The sequence below is a fragment of the Desulfosporosinus orientis DSM 765 genome (assembly GCF_000235605.1).
GTDB lineage: Bacteria > Bacillota > Desulfitobacteriia > Desulfitobacteriales > Desulfitobacteriaceae > Desulfosporosinus > Desulfosporosinus orientis.
Window position 1 is genome coordinate 4,929,428 of the sequence record NC_016584.1, and the last position, 16,123, is coordinate 4,945,550.

The 16,123-nt window shown below is 43.8% G+C and carries 17 protein-coding genes; 5 read left to right on the forward strand and 12 right to left on the reverse strand.

From position 1 onward, the window contains the following. Nucleotides 1-35 precede the first annotated feature (35 nt). Nucleotides 36-2,309 (reverse strand): replication restart helicase PriA, encoded by a 2,274-nt coding sequence (gene priA, locus DESOR_RS22755; RefSeq protein ID WP_014186948.1) that lies wholly within the window; start codon nucleotides 2,307-2,309, stop codon nucleotides 36-38. 387 nt (nucleotides 2,310-2,696) lie between these two features. On the opposite strand from priA, the gene DESOR_RS22760 reads away from it, so the two are divergent. Further along, complete coding sequence (locus DESOR_RS22760) at nucleotides 2,697-3,920, forward strand: solute carrier family 23 protein (protein ID WP_014186949.1); 1,224 nt, start codon at nucleotides 2,697-2,699, stop codon at nucleotides 3,918-3,920. A 563-nt stretch (nucleotides 3,921-4,483) separates the two neighbouring features. On the opposite strand, the gene DESOR_RS22765 is transcribed toward DESOR_RS22760, so the two are convergent. Together DESOR_RS22765 and DESOR_RS22770 are read right to left on the reverse strand one after the other, a co-directional pair. After that, complete coding sequence (locus DESOR_RS22765; RefSeq protein ID WP_014186950.1) at nucleotides 4,484-4,885, reverse strand: amino acid-binding protein; 402 nt, start codon at nucleotides 4,883-4,885, stop codon at nucleotides 4,484-4,486. A 2-nt stretch (nucleotides 4,886-4,887) separates the two neighbouring features. Further along, nucleotides 4,888-6,180 carry a phenylacetate--CoA ligase family protein gene (locus DESOR_RS22770; RefSeq protein WP_014186951.1) on the reverse strand — a complete coding sequence of 431 codons (1,293 nt, stop codon included), beginning with the start codon at nucleotides 6,178-6,180 and terminating at the stop codon, nucleotides 4,888-4,890. A gap of 257 nt (nucleotides 6,181-6,437) precedes the next feature. Here DESOR_RS22770 and DESOR_RS22775 point away from each other — a divergent pair, with 257 nt between their 5' ends. The 4 genes from DESOR_RS22775 to DESOR_RS22790 are packed head-to-tail and all read left to right on the forward strand — an operon-like array spanning nucleotide 6,438 to nucleotide 9,157. Next, nucleotides 6,438-6,824 (forward strand): GntR family transcriptional regulator, encoded by a 387-nt coding sequence (locus DESOR_RS22775; protein ID WP_014186952.1) that lies wholly within the window; start codon nucleotides 6,438-6,440, stop codon nucleotides 6,822-6,824. Then, complete coding sequence (locus DESOR_RS22780) at nucleotides 6,821-7,723, forward strand: ATP-binding cassette domain-containing protein (protein WP_014186953.1); 903 nt, start codon at nucleotides 6,821-6,823, stop codon at nucleotides 7,721-7,723. The genes DESOR_RS22775 and DESOR_RS22780 overlap by 4 nt, the downstream gene beginning before the upstream one ends. Continuing rightward, nucleotides 7,704-8,435 carry a hypothetical protein gene (locus DESOR_RS22785; RefSeq protein ID WP_042331559.1) on the forward strand — a complete coding sequence of 244 codons (732 nt, stop codon included), beginning with the start codon at nucleotides 7,704-7,706 and terminating at the stop codon, nucleotides 8,433-8,435. Before DESOR_RS22780 ends, DESOR_RS22785 begins: the two co-directional genes overlap by 20 nt. Further along, nucleotides 8,435-9,157 (forward strand): hypothetical protein, encoded by a 723-nt coding sequence (locus DESOR_RS22790; RefSeq protein WP_014186955.1) that lies wholly within the window; start codon nucleotides 8,435-8,437, stop codon nucleotides 9,155-9,157. The genes DESOR_RS22785 and DESOR_RS22790 overlap by 1 nt, the downstream gene beginning before the upstream one ends. A gap of 264 nt (nucleotides 9,158-9,421) precedes the next feature. Here the strand turns inward: DESOR_RS22790 and metK are convergent, their stop codons facing one another. The 9 genes from metK to DESOR_RS22840 all read right to left on the reverse strand — a co-directional run bounded on the left by metK (nucleotide 9,422) and on the right by DESOR_RS22840 (nucleotide 16,122). Further along, nucleotides 9,422-10,612: a methionine adenosyltransferase gene (metK, locus tag DESOR_RS22800; RefSeq protein ID WP_014186956.1), complete on the reverse strand. Its 1,191-nt coding sequence runs from the start codon at nucleotides 10,610-10,612 to the stop codon at nucleotides 9,422-9,424. 19 nt (nucleotides 10,613-10,631) lie between these two features. Continuing rightward, nucleotides 10,632-11,825, reverse strand: coding sequence for a bifunctional phosphopantothenoylcysteine decarboxylase/phosphopantothenate--cysteine ligase CoaBC (gene coaBC / locus DESOR_RS22805; protein ID WP_014186957.1), 1,194 nt, complete (start codon nucleotides 11,823-11,825; stop codon nucleotides 10,632-10,634). Next, the gene (gene rpoZ, locus DESOR_RS22810; RefSeq protein ID WP_014186958.1) at nucleotides 11,825-12,031 is read right to left on the reverse strand and encodes a DNA-directed RNA polymerase subunit omega; all 207 of its coding nucleotides are present in this window, start codon (nucleotides 12,029-12,031) and stop codon (nucleotides 11,825-11,827) included. The genes coaBC and rpoZ overlap by 1 nt, the downstream gene beginning before the upstream one ends. After that, on the reverse strand, nucleotides 12,028-12,636 hold the full coding sequence (gmk, locus tag DESOR_RS22815) for a guanylate kinase (protein ID WP_014186959.1): 609 nt from the start codon (nucleotides 12,634-12,636) through the stop codon (nucleotides 12,028-12,030). Before gmk ends, rpoZ begins: the two co-directional genes overlap by 4 nt. Nucleotides 12,637-12,646: 10 nt before the next feature. After that, nucleotides 12,647-12,922, reverse strand: a complete 276-nt coding sequence (gene remA / locus DESOR_RS22820; RefSeq protein WP_014186960.1) for an extracellular matrix/biofilm regulator RemA — start codon at nucleotides 12,920-12,922, stop codon at nucleotides 12,647-12,649. 13 nt (nucleotides 12,923-12,935) lie between these two features. Next, complete coding sequence (locus tag DESOR_RS22825; protein WP_014186961.1) at nucleotides 12,936-13,814, reverse strand: YicC/YloC family endoribonuclease; 879 nt, start codon at nucleotides 13,812-13,814, stop codon at nucleotides 12,936-12,938. A 195-nt stretch (nucleotides 13,815-14,009) separates the two neighbouring features. Next, complete coding sequence (locus DESOR_RS22830; RefSeq protein WP_014186962.1) at nucleotides 14,010-14,822, reverse strand: TIGR02186 family protein; 813 nt, start codon at nucleotides 14,820-14,822, stop codon at nucleotides 14,010-14,012. Continuing rightward, on the reverse strand, nucleotides 14,822-15,739 hold the full coding sequence (locus tag DESOR_RS22835; RefSeq protein ID WP_014186963.1) for a sulfite exporter TauE/SafE family protein: 918 nt from the start codon (nucleotides 15,737-15,739) through the stop codon (nucleotides 14,822-14,824). Before DESOR_RS22835 ends, DESOR_RS22830 begins: the two co-directional genes overlap by 1 nt. Next, nucleotides 15,739-16,122: a hypothetical protein gene (locus DESOR_RS22840; protein WP_014186964.1), complete on the reverse strand. Its 384-nt coding sequence runs from the start codon at nucleotides 16,120-16,122 to the stop codon at nucleotides 15,739-15,741. Before DESOR_RS22840 ends, DESOR_RS22835 begins: the two co-directional genes overlap by 1 nt. Nucleotide 16,123: the final 1 nt, after the last annotated feature.

The window sequence follows — 16,123 nt, forward strand, 5'->3', positions numbered from 1 at the left end:
GTGATGATTAACCTCTCAGTCTAGGTCCCAATAACTCAGAGAGGATCCACTTCAATATTTAAGATAATACCGTTACTGGACGGCCTGGCAAAAAACCTCTGCACTCCTTGATGTAAAAAGGTCCTCAACCGATCCTGTTGGGTGCCTTTGACGGATATTTGCCATCTCCATTGATTGCGGAGCCTGGGCAGCACCGCTGGCGCCGGACCAAGAATATCCAATTCATTATTGCCAAATTCATGGTCTCCCATTCCTTGTTGTAAGCATTCCCCTAAATCATGGGCTCCTTTAATAACACGATCTTCTCTTTCATGGAGCAGCAGTACTCGAATGATATGGGTATAAGGCGGATATTTTCGCTCTTTACGATAGCGGATTTCTTCCCAGAAAAAGCCTTGGAAATCATGATGAGCCGCCTTAACCACCGCACTGTCATAGGGAGAATAGGTTTGTATAACAACCTCACCGGGTTTGTCACTTCGTCCCGCTCGCCCGGCAACCTGGGTCAGAAGCTGAAAGGTCCGCTCCCGAGCCCTGAAATCCGGCATATTGAGAGTTTGATCTGCTGCAATCACTCCCACCAGGGTGACATTGGGGAAATCCAGGCCTTTGGCCATCATCTGGGTACCTACCAAAACAGCAGCTTCTTGACGGCGGAATCTCTCTAAAATAATATGATGGGCTTCCTTCGTTCTTGTCGTATCAAAATCCAAACGTAAAGTCGGAATCTCCGGAAAAAGCCCCTGAAGCTCCTCCTCAACTCGCTGGGTTCCTTGTCCGAAAAAACGAATATAGCGACTCCCGCATTGGGGACAAGTGTGAGGCGGCTGCTCTTGATAATCGCAATAATGGCAGCGCATAGCCTGACCTTGGGTGTGATAGGTTAAGGCAATTTCACAATTAGGACAACTGACGACATATCCGCATTCCCGGCAAACCACAAAGGTAGAATAGCCTCTGCGGTTTAAAAACAACATGGTTTGCTCTCCTTTGTCCAGCCTGTCTTTTAATTTTTCTTGTAATGACGAGGAAAAAATACTCCGATTTCCTTGGCGGAGTTCATCCCGCATATCCACTATTTCCACAGGGGGGAGCATACTCTTGCCTATTCTCGCCGTCATGGTCAGCAAACCGATTTTTCCAGATTGAGCTGCAGCATAAGCTTCCAGAGAAGGCGTTGCACTGCCCAGCAAGACAACCCCTTTCCTGTGTTCCATCCTCTTTCGTGCTACATCACGAGCGTGGTATTTAGGATTTTCATCTTGCTTGAATGCCCCATCATGTTCTTCATCTAAAATAATAAGACGTAAATTGGGCAGAGGAGCAAACACCGCTGAACGGGCACCAATGACAATCTTCTTTTTGCCTGCCAGGATATCCAGCCAGGCCTTCATTTTTTCCCGCTGGCCCAAGCCCGAATGCAAAACAATCACTTTTTCCCCAAAATGCTTTTCAAAAAAGCCTGCAACTTGGGAAGTCAGGGATATTTCAGGGACAAGAAGAATAGCGTCCCCACCCTGCTCCAATACCCTGGCAATCAATTCACGATAGACTTCTGTTTTGCCGCTGCCGGTTACGCCATGCAGCAATATCGTCTGGGGTGAGCCCTCCTTTAAGGCCGTAAGTACGCTCCCAACAGCAACAGCTTGCTCTTTGGTTAATTCATAGGTTTTCGCCCCCGAGTCTAGACAATCCCTGGGATTGCTTTCCTGCTTAAGATCCGGAGTCTCGCCAGGAAGAGAGCTCCCCTTTGGAGCTTTAAAGCGAAATTCCTTCCTCACCCAGCCTTGACTGATGAGCTTATCAAGGGTACTCTCGGCGATGTTGGCTCTTTTCAAAAAAACTTTAAAGGAAATCGCCTTTTCCCTGGCCCGGCTTAAAACCTTTAGCCCTCGGAAGGCCTCAGGATCCAGCCACTCAAGAGTTAGAACATCCGGATCTGCCAAGGATGACTCCAGAACAATCCACACTTCAATTTTGCCTTTAAAAAGGGGCCAGACTGTATGCAGGCTTTGAGCCAGGGAACAGATGGTGGTTTGAGCCAGCCAATGGGCAAGTTCAATCAGTTCTTGGGGAACCAGGCTATCTTTATCCACTATTTCCAAGACAGGCTTTAGAGTACAGCCCTCCAATTCTTCGGGCAAATTATCCGTCACATCAACAACAAGCCCCTGTACTTTCCTGTTTTGCAGAGAAACCAGGACTCTCATTCCTTTCTTAATAATAAGAGACTCAGGAATAAGATAATGAAAGCTCTGATCAAGACGCCGATTTGCAACATCAACCAATACTTCAGCATAGCGAAACATGGTGAGTCCTCCTTATAAGCAAAAATATACGCTAATGTCAATATTGGTCAAATACATTATATCAAATCTCTGGCTGGCAATACAATTTATCCTAGTATTGTACAAATAAATTCATAAAATCACAATTCGGCGGGCAAAAACACCGTTATGAAAAAAATAACCTCTTGTCAAAACAGAAGGAATTATGATATGCTTTAGGATAGTTGAATCCTTTACCTTTAAATTAGTCCCGTGAGGCTAAGAAGGGAATGGCGAACCATGAATTAGGCATGGACACCTCTTTCTTGCTTGCGGGCGAGGAAGAGGTTTTTTGTTTCCTCAGATTAATACCTGAGAGTATACATGTCTGTAAAGAAGGGCATTAAGTAAAATTAGGAGGATGAAGTCATGAAAGAAGTTCAAATCAACGAGAGATTACCACTAACCCGAGCTATACCACTGGGAGTCCAGCATTTGTTTGCCATGACGGGCAGCACAATTTTAGTCCCATTCCTAGTTGGTTTATCCCCGGCAACTGCCTTATTCTGTTCCGGTATTGGAACCATCGTCTTCTTACTTCTAACGCGCAGCAAAGTCCCGGCTTATCTCGGTTCATCTTTTGCTTTTATCGCCAGTTTGACGGCATTTGTCAAAGATCAGAACAATCTAAGTTCAGCCATGGCAGGTGTTTTATCAGTAGGTCTTGCCTATATTCTCATATATTTTGTACTTCGTCTCTTTGGTACTAAGTGGATCAACAAACTAATCCCCCCCGTCGTTGCCGGAAGCGTCGTAGCAATTATCGGATTAAGTTTAACTCCGGTAGCATTACAAATGGCGGGTGCAAATTGGATCGTAGCAATCTTTACATTGGCTGTGGCAATTATAGTCAGTGTCTATGGTAAAGGGTTTTCTAAAGTAATTCCTGTTCTTCTAGCTATTGTGGCCGGATATATACTTGCTTATTTTATGGGACTAGTAGATACTGCAAAAATTATTGAATCATTCAAAACACCCTTTGTTTTACCTTTCAGCAGTTTCGGAACAATCCACATAGACGTGACCGCCATTCTTACTTTCGCACCATTAGCTCTTATCACATTAATCGAAGATTTAGGTCACATGATGATCCTTGGAAACATTACTCATACTGACATCATTGAAGACCCAGGCTTTGACAAGGTTGTTTTAGGAAATGGTTTAGCAACAGGTATCGCCAGTATATTTGGCGGAGTTCCCCTTACCACGTATGCAGAAAATATCGGCGTGTTAGCGATTACGAAAGTATATAGCTCATTAAATCTCTGGATTGCGGCTATTGCTGCCATTATTCTAAGCACATTTAACCCTTTGGGTGTATTAATCATGTCCATTCCAACCCCAGTGATGGGCGGCGTAGTAATACTCCTCTTTGGTATGATCGGTGCAGCAGGACTTCGCACATTGATTGAAGCCAAAGTTGATTTTTCTAAAAACAAAAACCTTATTATTGCAGCGGTCATCTTCGCTGTAGGTATCGGCCTGGCCAATCATGGTATCATGTTTGCTACTCTGGCAGGAATTTTCCTGAATCTTGTTCTCAAGGATGAACCTGAAGAACTCATAAATACGAGTAAGCAAGTGGCAAAATAAAGGTTCAATTCATATAATAACAACCTTATCTAAGGACGCAAAAGCGTCCTTTTTTATGTACACGCAATCTTTTTCATCATCTAATGGTGTCGTGTTAGGGACATGGCAAGCTACTCATAAATTTATCCTTAAAATACCTCCAAAGCCATTCTAAAGAACTCGTTAACCCAAAAGCCAAGGCGGCTTCGTTTCACAGGAGTGAACCCATTGCATGGAGAGGTGGTAAAGCCCACAAACCGGCGCGGGTTAGCGGAGCCTGTGGTTCACTTCAGGCGCTACCCGGAGGTTTGGCGAAGCTCCCGCGGCGGTGAGTGGGCGAGCCTCGGAATGCTGCGGTGACGAAGACACTGTCTTCGCACGAATTAGCTTTTCTTGCAGGAAGTGAACGAAGCCGCCTGACCTGGACACGGCCCCTTTTCATTATCTGATGGTGCTGCATAGCAGTATGAAAAGCTACTCCTAAAAAAGTTTACTATGCAAAGATAGACACCCAATTCCTATGTCATTGGGTGTCTAGAAAAATAACCTGACTATCTTATTCTTAACCATAGTGTCATAAGCTTTTATTTTATCGGCAAATTCAAGGCCTGCACAGCCTTCTCCATAATGCCCTTATCTTGTACTCTCAAGACAACAAGGGCATCTTCCTTCTCTTTCTCGACAAAGGCATACATGTACTCTACGACCACATCCTGCTGAACCAGCTGATTAAGAACCTCTGCCAGCCCCCCGGTGCGATCAGGCACTTTCAGTACCCAAACAGGCGTTAACGAAACAACAACTTTTCGTTCACGCAGTTTTTGGGCCGTCTCTTCAGGGTCATCAACAATAATGCGCAAAACCCCATAATCCTTAGTGTCTGCTAACGATAGGGCCCGCAAATTAACTTTACATTCAGCGAGAAGACTGATAACTTCGGCCAGCCTTCCTTTGGCATTCTCCAAAAAAATTGATAACTGTAACACCCTTACCCCTCCTTATTTCGTTTATCAATAACCCGCTTAGCTTTTCCCTCACTGCGCGGAATACTTTTGGGTTCTACAAGACGAATGCGTACGGAGATTCCTAGGACATTTTCAATTCTCTTATGCAAACGTTCCTGACGGGCTTCCAGCTCACGTACCTCATCAAAGAAACTGGCTTCGTTGACTTCTACCTGAACCTCCAGTTGATCTAAATTCCCGGACCGGTAGACAACCAACAAGTAATGTGGTTCAAATCCTTCCAGAAGTATTGCTTCTTCAATTTGACTGGGGAAGACATTAACTCCCCGAATAATTAGCATGTCGTCAACTCGGGCCGTAACTCGATCCATAATCCAGCCAACCTGACCACAGGAGCACTTTCCATAATGCAAGGTAGTTAAGTCTTTGGTTCGATAGCGCAGAACTGGAAAACCCTCTTTATCCAGACTGGTAATAACTAATTCTCCACGTTCGCCAACGGGCAGCGGATTTCCTTCTGAATCCAGAATTTCCGGATAAAAATGATCATCAATATGTAATCCCTTCTGTGCGGTACACTCCATGGCGACGCCCGGACCCATGGTTTCGCTTAAACCATAGATATCATAAGCCTTAATACCTAACCGTGTCTCGATTTCTTCTCTCATGCCTTCTGTCCACGGCTCTGCCCCAAAGACACCGATCTTAAGCTTCAGCTCATCCCGTGATATTCCCGATTCCTCTAAGCTCTCGGCTAAATATAAAGCATAGGAGGGTGTACAGGCTAAAACCGTCGTGCCAAAATCACGCATCAGCATCAGCTGCCGAGCCGTATTTCCTCCTGATATGGGAACTACTATGGCTCCTAATTCTTCGCAGCCATAGTGCAAACCCATACCACCTGTAAAAAGGCCATATCCGTAAGCAATTTGAACAACATCCTTTTTGGTAACCCCTGCTCTCCGCAAACAATTAGCCACGATTTTGGCCCAAAGGTCAATGTCATTGCGGGTATATCCTACAACTGTGGGCTTGCCCGTCGTCCCGGAAGAGGCATGAAGCCGCACGATATTTTCCATGGGCTCCGCAAACAACCCAAAAGGATAGTTCATTCGCAAATCTTCTTTAGTTGTTAAAGGAAGCTTTTGAAAATCCTCCAGAGACTTAATATCTTCCGCTTTGGTAATTCCAACTGCTTGGTAGTTTTTTTGATAGTGACTAATTGGCAATACCTGTGCTACCGTTTCACGAAGACCTTCAAGCCATTGTTCTTCTGTCCGCTCAGCCCCAGCTAAAACCTTATCCGCTCTATCCATTCTCCCATCCCCTACTTTAAATAAAATTTAGTTGTTCCAACAGCTATTTCCAATAATACACTACATCACTCAGCAAATGTCATGATCTAATATACTACAGTTTTGGATATCATACCACCGATTTGCCATTTTTGCCAAGCTTGTTTTGCTAGGGAAATCTCTAGATTGGGGTTTACAACACGTAAGTATCGGTCTATAATTTCTCTAGTACATTACGACACTAATGTACCAACTCTCGTTACAAGGGAGGTCAGATCATGATCCTCAATAATGACGGCATGAAACCGATCTATGTTCAGATTGCCGAATGGCTTGAAGCAGAAATACTTAATGATACCTTAAAGGAAGATGAACGAATCTATTCTCAATATCAACTGGCTGACATGTTTACCATAAACCCGGCTACAGCAGCCAAAGGGTTAAACCTTTTAGCTGACGAGGCTATAGCTTATAAAAAACGCGGCCTTGGTATGTTTGTTTCGCCTAATGCCAAGGAATTCATCCGGACAAAGAGGCGGAACAATCTATTAAAACCAATGATTAAAGAATTAGTCCTTGAATCAAGGCGGCTGGAGGTTCATGAAAAGGAGCTCATCGAAATGATCCAAAAGGCAGAAATAGAAATTGAGGAGGAAAGGTTATGAGTATCATTCATTGTCAAGATGTTTCAAAATCCTTTGGCAAAACCCCAGCCATCAATCAATTATCCTTTGACATAGAGGAAAACACGATAACCGGCCTTATTGGCAGAAATGGCGCCGGCAAAACAACCCTCCTAAAAATGCTGGCCGGTTTATCCAAACCTACCTCCGGTCACCTCCAAGTTCATTCTCAAAACCCTTTTAACTCTTTAGAAGTTAGTGCAAAAACAATCTTAATTGACGATGCTATGACTTTTCCCGACTCATTCAGGCTGGCTGACATTTTAGCCGAGATGGCGCCCTTTTATGCCAACTGGAGCAGCAGCCTGGCCAATGCCCTCTTTGCCTATTTTAGTTTTAACCCCAATCAGCGGCATGGTAATTTGTCCAAAGGATCCAAAAGTACCTTTAACAACATCATCGGCATATCCTCACGCTGTCCGCTGACAATATTTGACGAACCGACCAACGGTATGGATTCCGCTGTCAGGAAAGACTTTTACAAGGCCTTACTTAAAGATTATCTTGAATATCCCCGAACTATCCTGCTCTCCAGTCATTTGCTCAGTGAGCTGGGAGAAATCCTTGAAGATGTTCTATTAATCCATCTAGGAGCCAAAGTCCTGCACTTGCCCATGATGGATCTGAAAGAGGCTGCCATAGGGTTAAGAGGAAACACACAAATTCTCCATAAAGTTATTCAAGGTAAAGAGTTAATTTATGAGGAATTATTCGCCAAAAACAATCGCTATGTGGTTATTGATTCCAAACAATTAACAGACCAAGAAATTCGTCACTTAAGGCAAGGGGGGCTGGAAGTGCTTCCTGTCTCGCCAGAGGATCTCTGCATCTATTTAACCACCAATCACAAAGGAGGTATTGATGATGTTTTTAAACAATAACTTTCTGAGAGGTTCCTTAAAATTATATCGTTATAAGCTGAAAGCTCATTCCTTTTTGCTCTATTCACTCATCGCTGCTCAGCTTTTAGCTTTGCTCTTTTCTTTGGGGGGAACCAGTCATATGGCCTCAAGTAATGGGGAGGTGTCCGTCACTTTAAACATGTATTCCGCCAGTCTGGTCATTGCCTTCACCCTTTTTTGGATTTTCTTTGTCAGTTATCAGCTGCCAACCAGCCGATACAAAAAACTTGAACGTCCTCTTGTTGTCAACAGCCTTTCCGGAAGTGTTTCTGACATAGGCTTTTTGCTGACGGCTTGTGTCTTTGGGGGCATAACGTCATCACTCTTTGGTATCATTCTCCGAATCTTTGTGTTTGTGCGCTCCAATCCGGCCCAAATACTCCATGATCATTTTTTCTTAACCTTAGGGGATCTCTTGATTGGAATGGCTGCAGGAATTATGTACATGGTCGTAATCTCCGCAATTGGCTATTTAATGGGCATGCTTGTCAGGATAAGCATGGCTTTTATCCTTATTATACCAGCAATACTCTTTGGGCTGATAAGAGTGTATACCAATTCAATGCAGCATTTTCTTGAATATTTTACCGCCGAAAGTTCATTGCCCTTATTCATCCTCAAAATAATCGCTGCCACCATTATTGTCTATGGAGCAAGTATTTTACTCTCAGATAGAAAGGAGCTCGCCTAATGAATGCGGTTACGTTTTCCCTGGCCATTCTCCTTGCCGGACTGGTCATTGTTTTCATCATCGCCAAGCTAGGGTCCAAGGTTATTAAGCTCTTATCCTGGAAAATCTGTGCCCTTACAGCAGGGGTATATATAGGCTTATTGATCTTGTCTTATCCACTTCTCTGCCTCTTGCCGGACAATGACTTTATTAAATCTGCCCAGCAGCGGGATGAAACTGTCGCAGCAACGCAAAGTCTGTTAAATGCTCTTTATCATGAGCCTCCTATTCTTAATGAAGAGACAATAGCTCACAGTAAAGGAGTCTTTAAAAACAGCAGCCGCTCCTTCCCGTTTTCTTCCCACCAAATATCCCTCAACATCCAACAAGGCCCCGGTAATCATCACATTTTCATCAAGAAGAAAGAAACCTCTGACGGTATCATTGATGTATCAACTTATGTCACTGCTCATTATATCGGCAATGTTGACTTTTCCAAGCAAGTCTCTCCACCAACCATCATACTTAAAGATAATATGATGCATTTAATTTTTCCAAATCTCCAAACTATGAACTATCAACAGATAAACTATGATTTTACTCTCAGTCAATTTAAAGCCGCCGGCGATAATGGCAGTACTATGAGGTCTCACTACGGCGAACAACTTGTTTATATACGGGTCCCTAAAAATATTGAACTCAACATCCCTAAGGATCAGCCATTGATTCATGAGATTGACTAAAATCATTATAAAGAATTCCTCGGGTTGCATGACCCTTCCCCGCGCTGGCTTGTGGCCTTTTACTGCCTCTCCACGCCATGGTATTTTTCAGGATGAGTTTTTCAGGGTAATAGAAAAATACGCCTTGATACGGCTTAAAAGCCTTTTCATGGCGTATTTTTCACTGTCAGGAGTCTTTTTAGCTGTTATTGCCATAATTTCTGCAGCATCTGCTGAATAATAGGTTAACATGTGCCTGGATAAATCTTTAAACCCTACTGTTATTTAAAGCCCTGCAAGCTTCTTTAAAGCTTCAGCTTTGTCCGTTCGTTCCCAGGGAAGATCCAGGTCTGTCCTGCCGAAATGTCCATAGGCTGCCGTCTGTCGATAAATCGGACGGCGAAGATTCAAGGTCTTGATAATTCCAGCCGGACGCAAGTCGAAGGTTTGCTTTACAAACTCGACTATTTTTTCATCCGCCAGTTTCCCAGTACCAAAGGTTTCAATAGAGATTGAAACGGGCTGAGCGACACCGATGGCATAAGCGATTTGAAGTTCACAGCGATCTGCTAAGCCTGCTGCAACTATGTTCTTTGCTACATAACGAGCTGCATAAGCTGCGGAACGATCAACTTTTGTGGGATCCTTACCGGAGAACGCCCCACCGCCATGCCGAGCCATGCCTCCATAAGTGTCAACAATGATTTTTCTGCCTGTAAGACCGCAATCCCCTTGCGGACCACCAATGACGAAACGCCCGGTAGGATTGATAAAATATTTAGTGTCCTCATTAAGGAGCTCTTTCGGAACAGTAGGATAAATAACATATTGAAGGATATCTCTGCGTATTTGCTCATTGGTTACATCAGGATGATGTTGAGTGGAAATAACAATGGTATCCACTCGAACCGGTTTATTATCCTCATATTCTATCGTAACTTGAGTTTTTCCATCTGGGCGCAAATAATTCAGCTGGTTGGATTTGCGCACCTCGCTCAGTCTTCGGGCTAAACGGTGAGCTAAGTCAACGGGCAGGGGCATATAGCTCTCAGTCTCATTGGTAGCAAAGCCAAACATCATGCCCTGATCACCGGCTCCGATGGCTTCAATCTCGCTGTCCGTCATTTCACCGGTTTTAGCTTCCAAGGCCTGATCCACACCTAAAGCAATGTCTGCGGATTGTTCGCCAATGGAGGTCAAAACAGCACAGGTTTCTGCATCAAAGCCGTATTTTGCTCTGGTATAACCAACCTCCCGTATGGTCTCCCTGACAACATGGGGTATATCCACATAGCAGGATGTGGTTATCTCACCGCTGACCAGAACCAGACCTGTCGTGACCATTGTTTCGCAAGCCACTCGAGCCTGTGGATCCTGGGCAAAAATAGCATCCAAGATAGCATCTGAAATCTGATCGCAGATTTTATCGGGATGACCCTCTGTGACCGATTCTGATGTGAACAATTTTTTAACCAATTACTTCACTCCTTTGCTTCTAACCGAGGAGGCGGGCAATCTCGGCAACGAGATTCTTGGCAACCTCCAGTTTGCTCATTTGAGGAAAATCTATTCTTCTTCCATCAGGAAAGAGAAAACTGACAATATTCGTCATGCTCCCGAAACCTGCACCGGGTTTAGTGACATCATTGGCCACCAGGAGATTGACATTCTTTCTCTGCATCTTTTCCTGGGCATAAGCTAAAAGATTTTCGGTTTCAGCTGCAAACCCAATTAGAACCTGGGAGGTCTTCCGGCGTCCCAGTTCAGCCAAAATATCAGGATTAGGGACCAACTCAATGGTTCGGTTAGCTCCGTCTTTTTTAATTTTCTGCTCCGCCTGTGAGGCCGGGCGATAATCAGCCACGGCCGCCGCCTTCACCACAACATCCAGTTTATTAAACTCAGCCAGGACGGCGTCATGCATTTCTAAAGCTGTTTGAACAGACACACGGGTAACACCCGGAGGTGTAGGCAGGTCTGTAGGCGCACTGACCAGGATGGTTTCCGCACCTGCTTCCTGAAGGGCCTGGGCAATGGCAAAACCCATCCGCCCGGAGCTGCGGTTTCCTAAATAGCGCACGGGATCAAGAGGTTCCTGAGTTCCGCCGGCGGTTACAAGGGCACGCTTGCCCTTTAGACAAGGGGACTCCGCAAAAAATTGAACGACAGCTTCCACAATTTCTGCCGCTTCGCTCATTCGTCCTACTCCATCTGTGCCGCAGGCTTGAAAACCAACGCCTGGACCAATGATTCGCATTCCTCGTTCTTTAAGCCGGTGCAAATTTCCTTGAGTTGCAGGATTCTGGTACATGGCCTGATTCATAGCCGGCGCCACAAAAATAGGTGCTCTGGTTGCCAGAAGCACCGTGGAAAGAAAATCATCCGCCAAACCTACGGCCATTTTGGCGATGATATTAGCTGTGGCAGGTGCAACCACCACAGCATCCACATGCTCAGCTAAAGCAATATGCTCCACATTCCATAGTTTGGGCTCCGCAAACATATCCACATGCACTGGATTTGTGGATAAACTTCGCAGTGTGAGGGGGGTAATAAATTCCGTTGCCGATTTTGTCATGGCAACATGAACATCGACCTCTAACTTGCGCAAACGACTGACAACCTCAGCAATTTTGTAAGCAGCAATTCCACCTGTAACCCCTATGAGGACCTTTTTCCCTGCCAGCATTACACGCGCTCTTCTGGATGACAGTTATAATGGATGTCTGAACGAGAGATTTCCTCCAGTGAAATGCTGACTGGTTTAACGCCTTTGGCCAAATCCTCGTGTTTTCCTTCTTCCATGATCATACGAGCACGTTTGGCAACTACGATCACTAAGGTGTATTTGCTGTCGACCTTGCTCATCAGAGTGTCGAGTGAAGGTTGTTTCATACAGATTCCCCCTTAAAAACAAACGGTTTTCGTTTAACACGGCATTTTTCTGCAATGAGAATACTTTTTAATTTATCGACAGCCACGGGAACCTCATCATTGACCACGACATAATCGTATTCACTGACATATTCCAGCTCCTCTATGGCAGTGGCTAACCTTTTCTGAATCACTTCCTCCGTTTCCGTACCCCGCTTGTGAATTCTCTCAGAGAGTACATCCATTGAAGGCGGGACAATAAAAGTGAAAACTCCTTGAGGAAAGCACTTTTTAATTTGTAAAGCACCTTGAATTTCTATCTCTAAAATGACATCCTGTCCTGCTTGGATAGCCTGTTCAACTGCGAAGCGCGGTGTTCCATAGTAATTATCACAGAACTTTGCCCATTCCAGCAGTTCATCTCTGTTAATCATGGCTTCAAATTCAGCCTTTTGTCGAAAAAAGTAATGAATTCCATCCACTTCACCAGGACGAGAAGATCTTGTTGTCATCGAGACGGAATATTTTAAGTCAGGCATCTGGCGCAGCAATTCTTGGCAAAGCGTCCCTTTGCCTGCTCCGGAAGGGCCCGACAGCACTATCAATAATCCATGACTTTTTTCCACAACCTCACCCCTAATCCACAGGGTCTTCTGCGTGGCTGCCGGACTCTTTGGCTGTAAGACGATGAGCTACGGTTTCAGGCTGAACTGCAGACAAAATCACATGATGACTATCACAAATAATTACGGCTCGTGTGCGCCGGCCATAAGTAGCATCAATAAGCATACCCGCATCACGCGCTTCTTGAATAATACGTTTGATGGGAGCGGATTCCGGACTTACAATCGAAATAATACGATTGGCAGAAACGATATTGCCAAACCCAATGTTAATAAGTTTAATGTCCAAGATGAATCCTCCATTACTCTAAATTTTGAACTTGTTCGCGTATTTTTTCTAATTCGCTTTTGACTTTTATAACTTGCTGCCCAATCATTAGATCATTGGCCTTTGATCCTATGGTATTAATCTCCCGGTTCAATTCCTGAATTAAAAAATCAAGTTTACGCCCTACCGGTTCATTGCTCAGCAAAGCCTCCCGGCTTTGTGCCAAATGGCTGTCAAAGCGGACCAATTCTTCCGTAACGGAGGCTCTGTCTGCGAAATACGCTACTTCATTAGCCAAGCGAAGGGGATCTAACTCCACGTCCCCAAGAAGCGTCTGGATACGTTCCTGCAGGCGTTCTTGATAGTCTGTTACAACATATGGCGCACGCTCAGCAATCGTGTGCAAATAATCTCCCAGAAGATCAATCCTTTTCATTAGATCCAGGGTTAATTTTTCACCTTCGGATCTTCTCATCTGAGCAAAACCATCAATCGCCTTCACAAGGGCCTCGGCACAGATTTTCCAGAAGGCCTCCAAATCAATTTCAGGCTCTACAACCGAAAGAACCTCGGGAAAGCCCACTAATCGGTAAATATCTGTTTCATACTCTGTATGTAGAGCTAAAGCGAGATCTTTCAATGTCTTATCATACGACAGTGCTAAATCATTGTCAACCTTCACCAATCTCTTGCGTTCTTCTGTTTCCGCCACATTGACATGTACTTCGATCCGGCCCCTTTGAAAATTATCTTGAAGCATTTTACGTATTCGTTCTTCCACACTGTTATAGTTCCGGGGAATCCTCACGACAATTTCTAAAAAACGATGATTAACGGATTTTAACTCAATGGATACTTGATAGCCGCCTCCACTGGCCTCTCCCCGACCAAACCCAGTCATACTGATTGACACAAGCCTTCAACTTCCCTTCTTTAAACTAACCCCTTAATCCGGGTAGGGCGTTATTTTTTAGAGTACTATTATTTAGTAGTAGAAAAATTGCAGCAGGTAATAACCTGCTGCAATTTTAATTATATCATATTAATATTCACTTGATAAATAATTAAAGCAACTTATCCTTAAATGTCAATGTTAGTTGTGCAAATATTAACATGTTTTAGTATTAAGATGTGGTTTTTTCCGATTATCCAGGAATATGAACAGGAAAGCAATGGCTGAACCCACCAGCAAAGCGATTAAAACCGACATATAGCCATAAAAGGGGCCATCATATATTGCCATGTCGTTTAACCATTTGACGATACCGATGGTCTCGACATCAAAGGTCTGGTCACTTGTTCCGATTACCTGCCCGTCTTTAATAAAATAAACCGTTATATTACATTTTTCCTGAGGAATATTTGCAGGAAGCTCAAAACTGGTATTAAACTTACCATTATTAATTTGGACTCCGCTCTCGTTAATTCCATACAGTCCGCTTTCGCTGAATAAACCAACCATGGAATTCACAAATTCTTGTGCTTCAGATTTTTCTAATGTAAGAGAACCTGCATCACTATGCTTTCTGACTTCCGCCATTTGATAAACTGCCGAATAGTCTTTATCTATACCCAATTCCGCCTGCAAATCTTGTGGAAGGTCCGAAAGAGACTGGGAAGAAAGGATCCGGTACAGTTTAGGAACTTTAGTTACCGAGGTGCTTTCGACATTCATCCAAAATAAACTTACTTTTCCCTTTTTATTTAAATCTAAAATGGCATCGTTAGGAGAGCTGACTTTGATATAAACTTGAGCATTGTCCGGTACGCTGCCGGAAATATCCAAGGCAGCGCCTTTAAAATTCAGTCCGACATTAACCTTATCCGGTGAAACTGTAAGCTGATTCTCTGCTGCCATTCCCTGACCGGCAAAGGTCAATAAGAAAAGCATGCTTAGCAAGATTACTGCCAGCCTTCTCATTAATGGCCACCCCCTAGGGAAATTAATGAAGCTGGAGGAAGAACTAAATCTACCAACATTTTAAGCATAACGGCTAAAACAATCACGGAAAAAATAACCCTTAACTGTTCTGCAGGAAGCCTTTTGCCAAGCCTTGCCCCGAATTGAGCTCCAATAGAGGAACCAATTAATAAGACAATTGCCAAGACAACATCAACAGTATGATTTAAAGAACTTTGGGCCATTGTCACGTTGATAGCTGTAAAAATAATCACAAAAACACTCGTGCCAACTGCCTTAATTGTTGGCATTCCCAATAAATAAATCATGACCGGCAGCATAATAAATCCACCGCCAACGCCCATAAGCGCAGCAAGAATACCTATTAGTAAACCCAGCAAGAATAGAGAGATAACAGAACAATGAATACCGGATACCTCAAAATGCATTTTAATAGGCAGCTTATTCATAAACTGCATTGCTTTATTTTCTTTAGGTGTTTCATCAATTTCTTTTGTTTTTTTCCTTAGAGAATTGATACTCTCGATAAACATAAAGGAGCCTACACATAGCAGCATCACTACATAAGTGGATTTTAGCACAAAGTCGAAGTTGCCAAGGGAGCGCAGAACTTTAACAAGAGCTGTCCCAAAACTGCCGCCCACTAAACTCCCGACGAGAATAATGAAGCCAAGTTTAAAGTCAACATTCTTATTGCGGCTATGGGCAATGGTTCCGGAAACAGAAGCCGCCACAATTTGGTTCGTATCGGAAGCTACTGCTACAGCAGGCGGTATCCCCATCCACATCAAAAGGGGGGTTAATAAGAATCCTCCTCCCACTCCGAAAAGTCCGGACAGCAATCCAACCAAACCACCCATGCCTAGAATAGCAAATATCGAAATTGGCATTCTGGCAATAGGGAAGAAAATGTCCATCATTCTCCCCCCTTATATTGCAGGTACAGTGCTTCATATTTGGGAATCAGAGTTTTCGTATAAACTTTAATGCCAAATCTTTGTACCCCTATGCCTAAGAGCATGGTTAATAACAATAATCCCGTTGAACCCCAGGTGAAATTATTGACTTGTGCATCTTCAGGGGTATAAACATTGCCTTGGGCATCTTGCCAGGAATATATTTCTTTAGTGTCTTGATTTTGACTAACGATAACATGTTTATTGGGATTGTAATAATGAGTAAACACTTCTGACCTAAGAAAATTCAGGCCACCCCAGAAAAAAAGAACTGATAAAATTAACACTGCAAAACTTAATTTAACACTAAATTTCCCTAACTTTTTTTTGCTGATCTCTGTCATG

Coding starts and splice junctions, on each gene's coding strand:
- priA (WP_014186948.1), bottom strand. CDS start 2,309: ATGTTTCGCTATGCTGAAGTATTGGTTGATGTTGCAAATCGGCGTCTT.
- DESOR_RS22760 (WP_014186949.1), top strand. CDS start 2,697: ATGAAAGAAGTTCAAATCAACGAGAGATTACCACTAACCCGAGCTATA.
- DESOR_RS22770 (WP_014186951.1), bottom strand. CDS start 6,180: ATGGATAGAGCGGATAAGGTTTTAGCTGGGGCTGAGCGGACAGAAGAA.
- DESOR_RS22775 (WP_014186952.1), top strand. CDS start 6,438: ATGATCCTCAATAATGACGGCATGAAACCGATCTATGTTCAGATTGCC.
- DESOR_RS22780 (WP_014186953.1), top strand. CDS start 6,821: ATGAGTATCATTCATTGTCAAGATGTTTCAAAATCCTTTGGCAAAACC.
- DESOR_RS22785 (WP_042331559.1), top strand. CDS start 7,704: ATGATGTTTTTAAACAATAACTTTCTGAGAGGTTCCTTAAAATTATAT.
- DESOR_RS22790 (WP_014186955.1), top strand. CDS start 8,435: ATGAATGCGGTTACGTTTTCCCTGGCCATTCTCCTTGCCGGACTGGTC.
- coaBC (WP_014186957.1), bottom strand. CDS start 11,825: ATGCTGGCAGGGAAAAAGGTCCTCATAGGGGTTACAGGTGGAATTGCT.
- rpoZ (WP_014186958.1), bottom strand. CDS start 12,031: ATGAAACAACCTTCACTCGACACTCTGATGAGCAAGGTCGACAGCAAA.
- DESOR_RS22830 (WP_014186962.1), bottom strand. CDS start 14,822: ATGAGAAGGCTGGCAGTAATCTTGCTAAGCATGCTTTTCTTATTGACC.
- DESOR_RS22835 (WP_014186963.1), bottom strand. CDS start 15,739: ATGGACATTTTCTTCCCTATTGCCAGAATGCCAATTTCGATATTTGCT.
- DESOR_RS22840 (WP_014186964.1), bottom strand. CDS start 16,122: ATGACAGAGATCAGCAAAAAAAAGTTAGGGAAATTTAGTGTTAAATTA.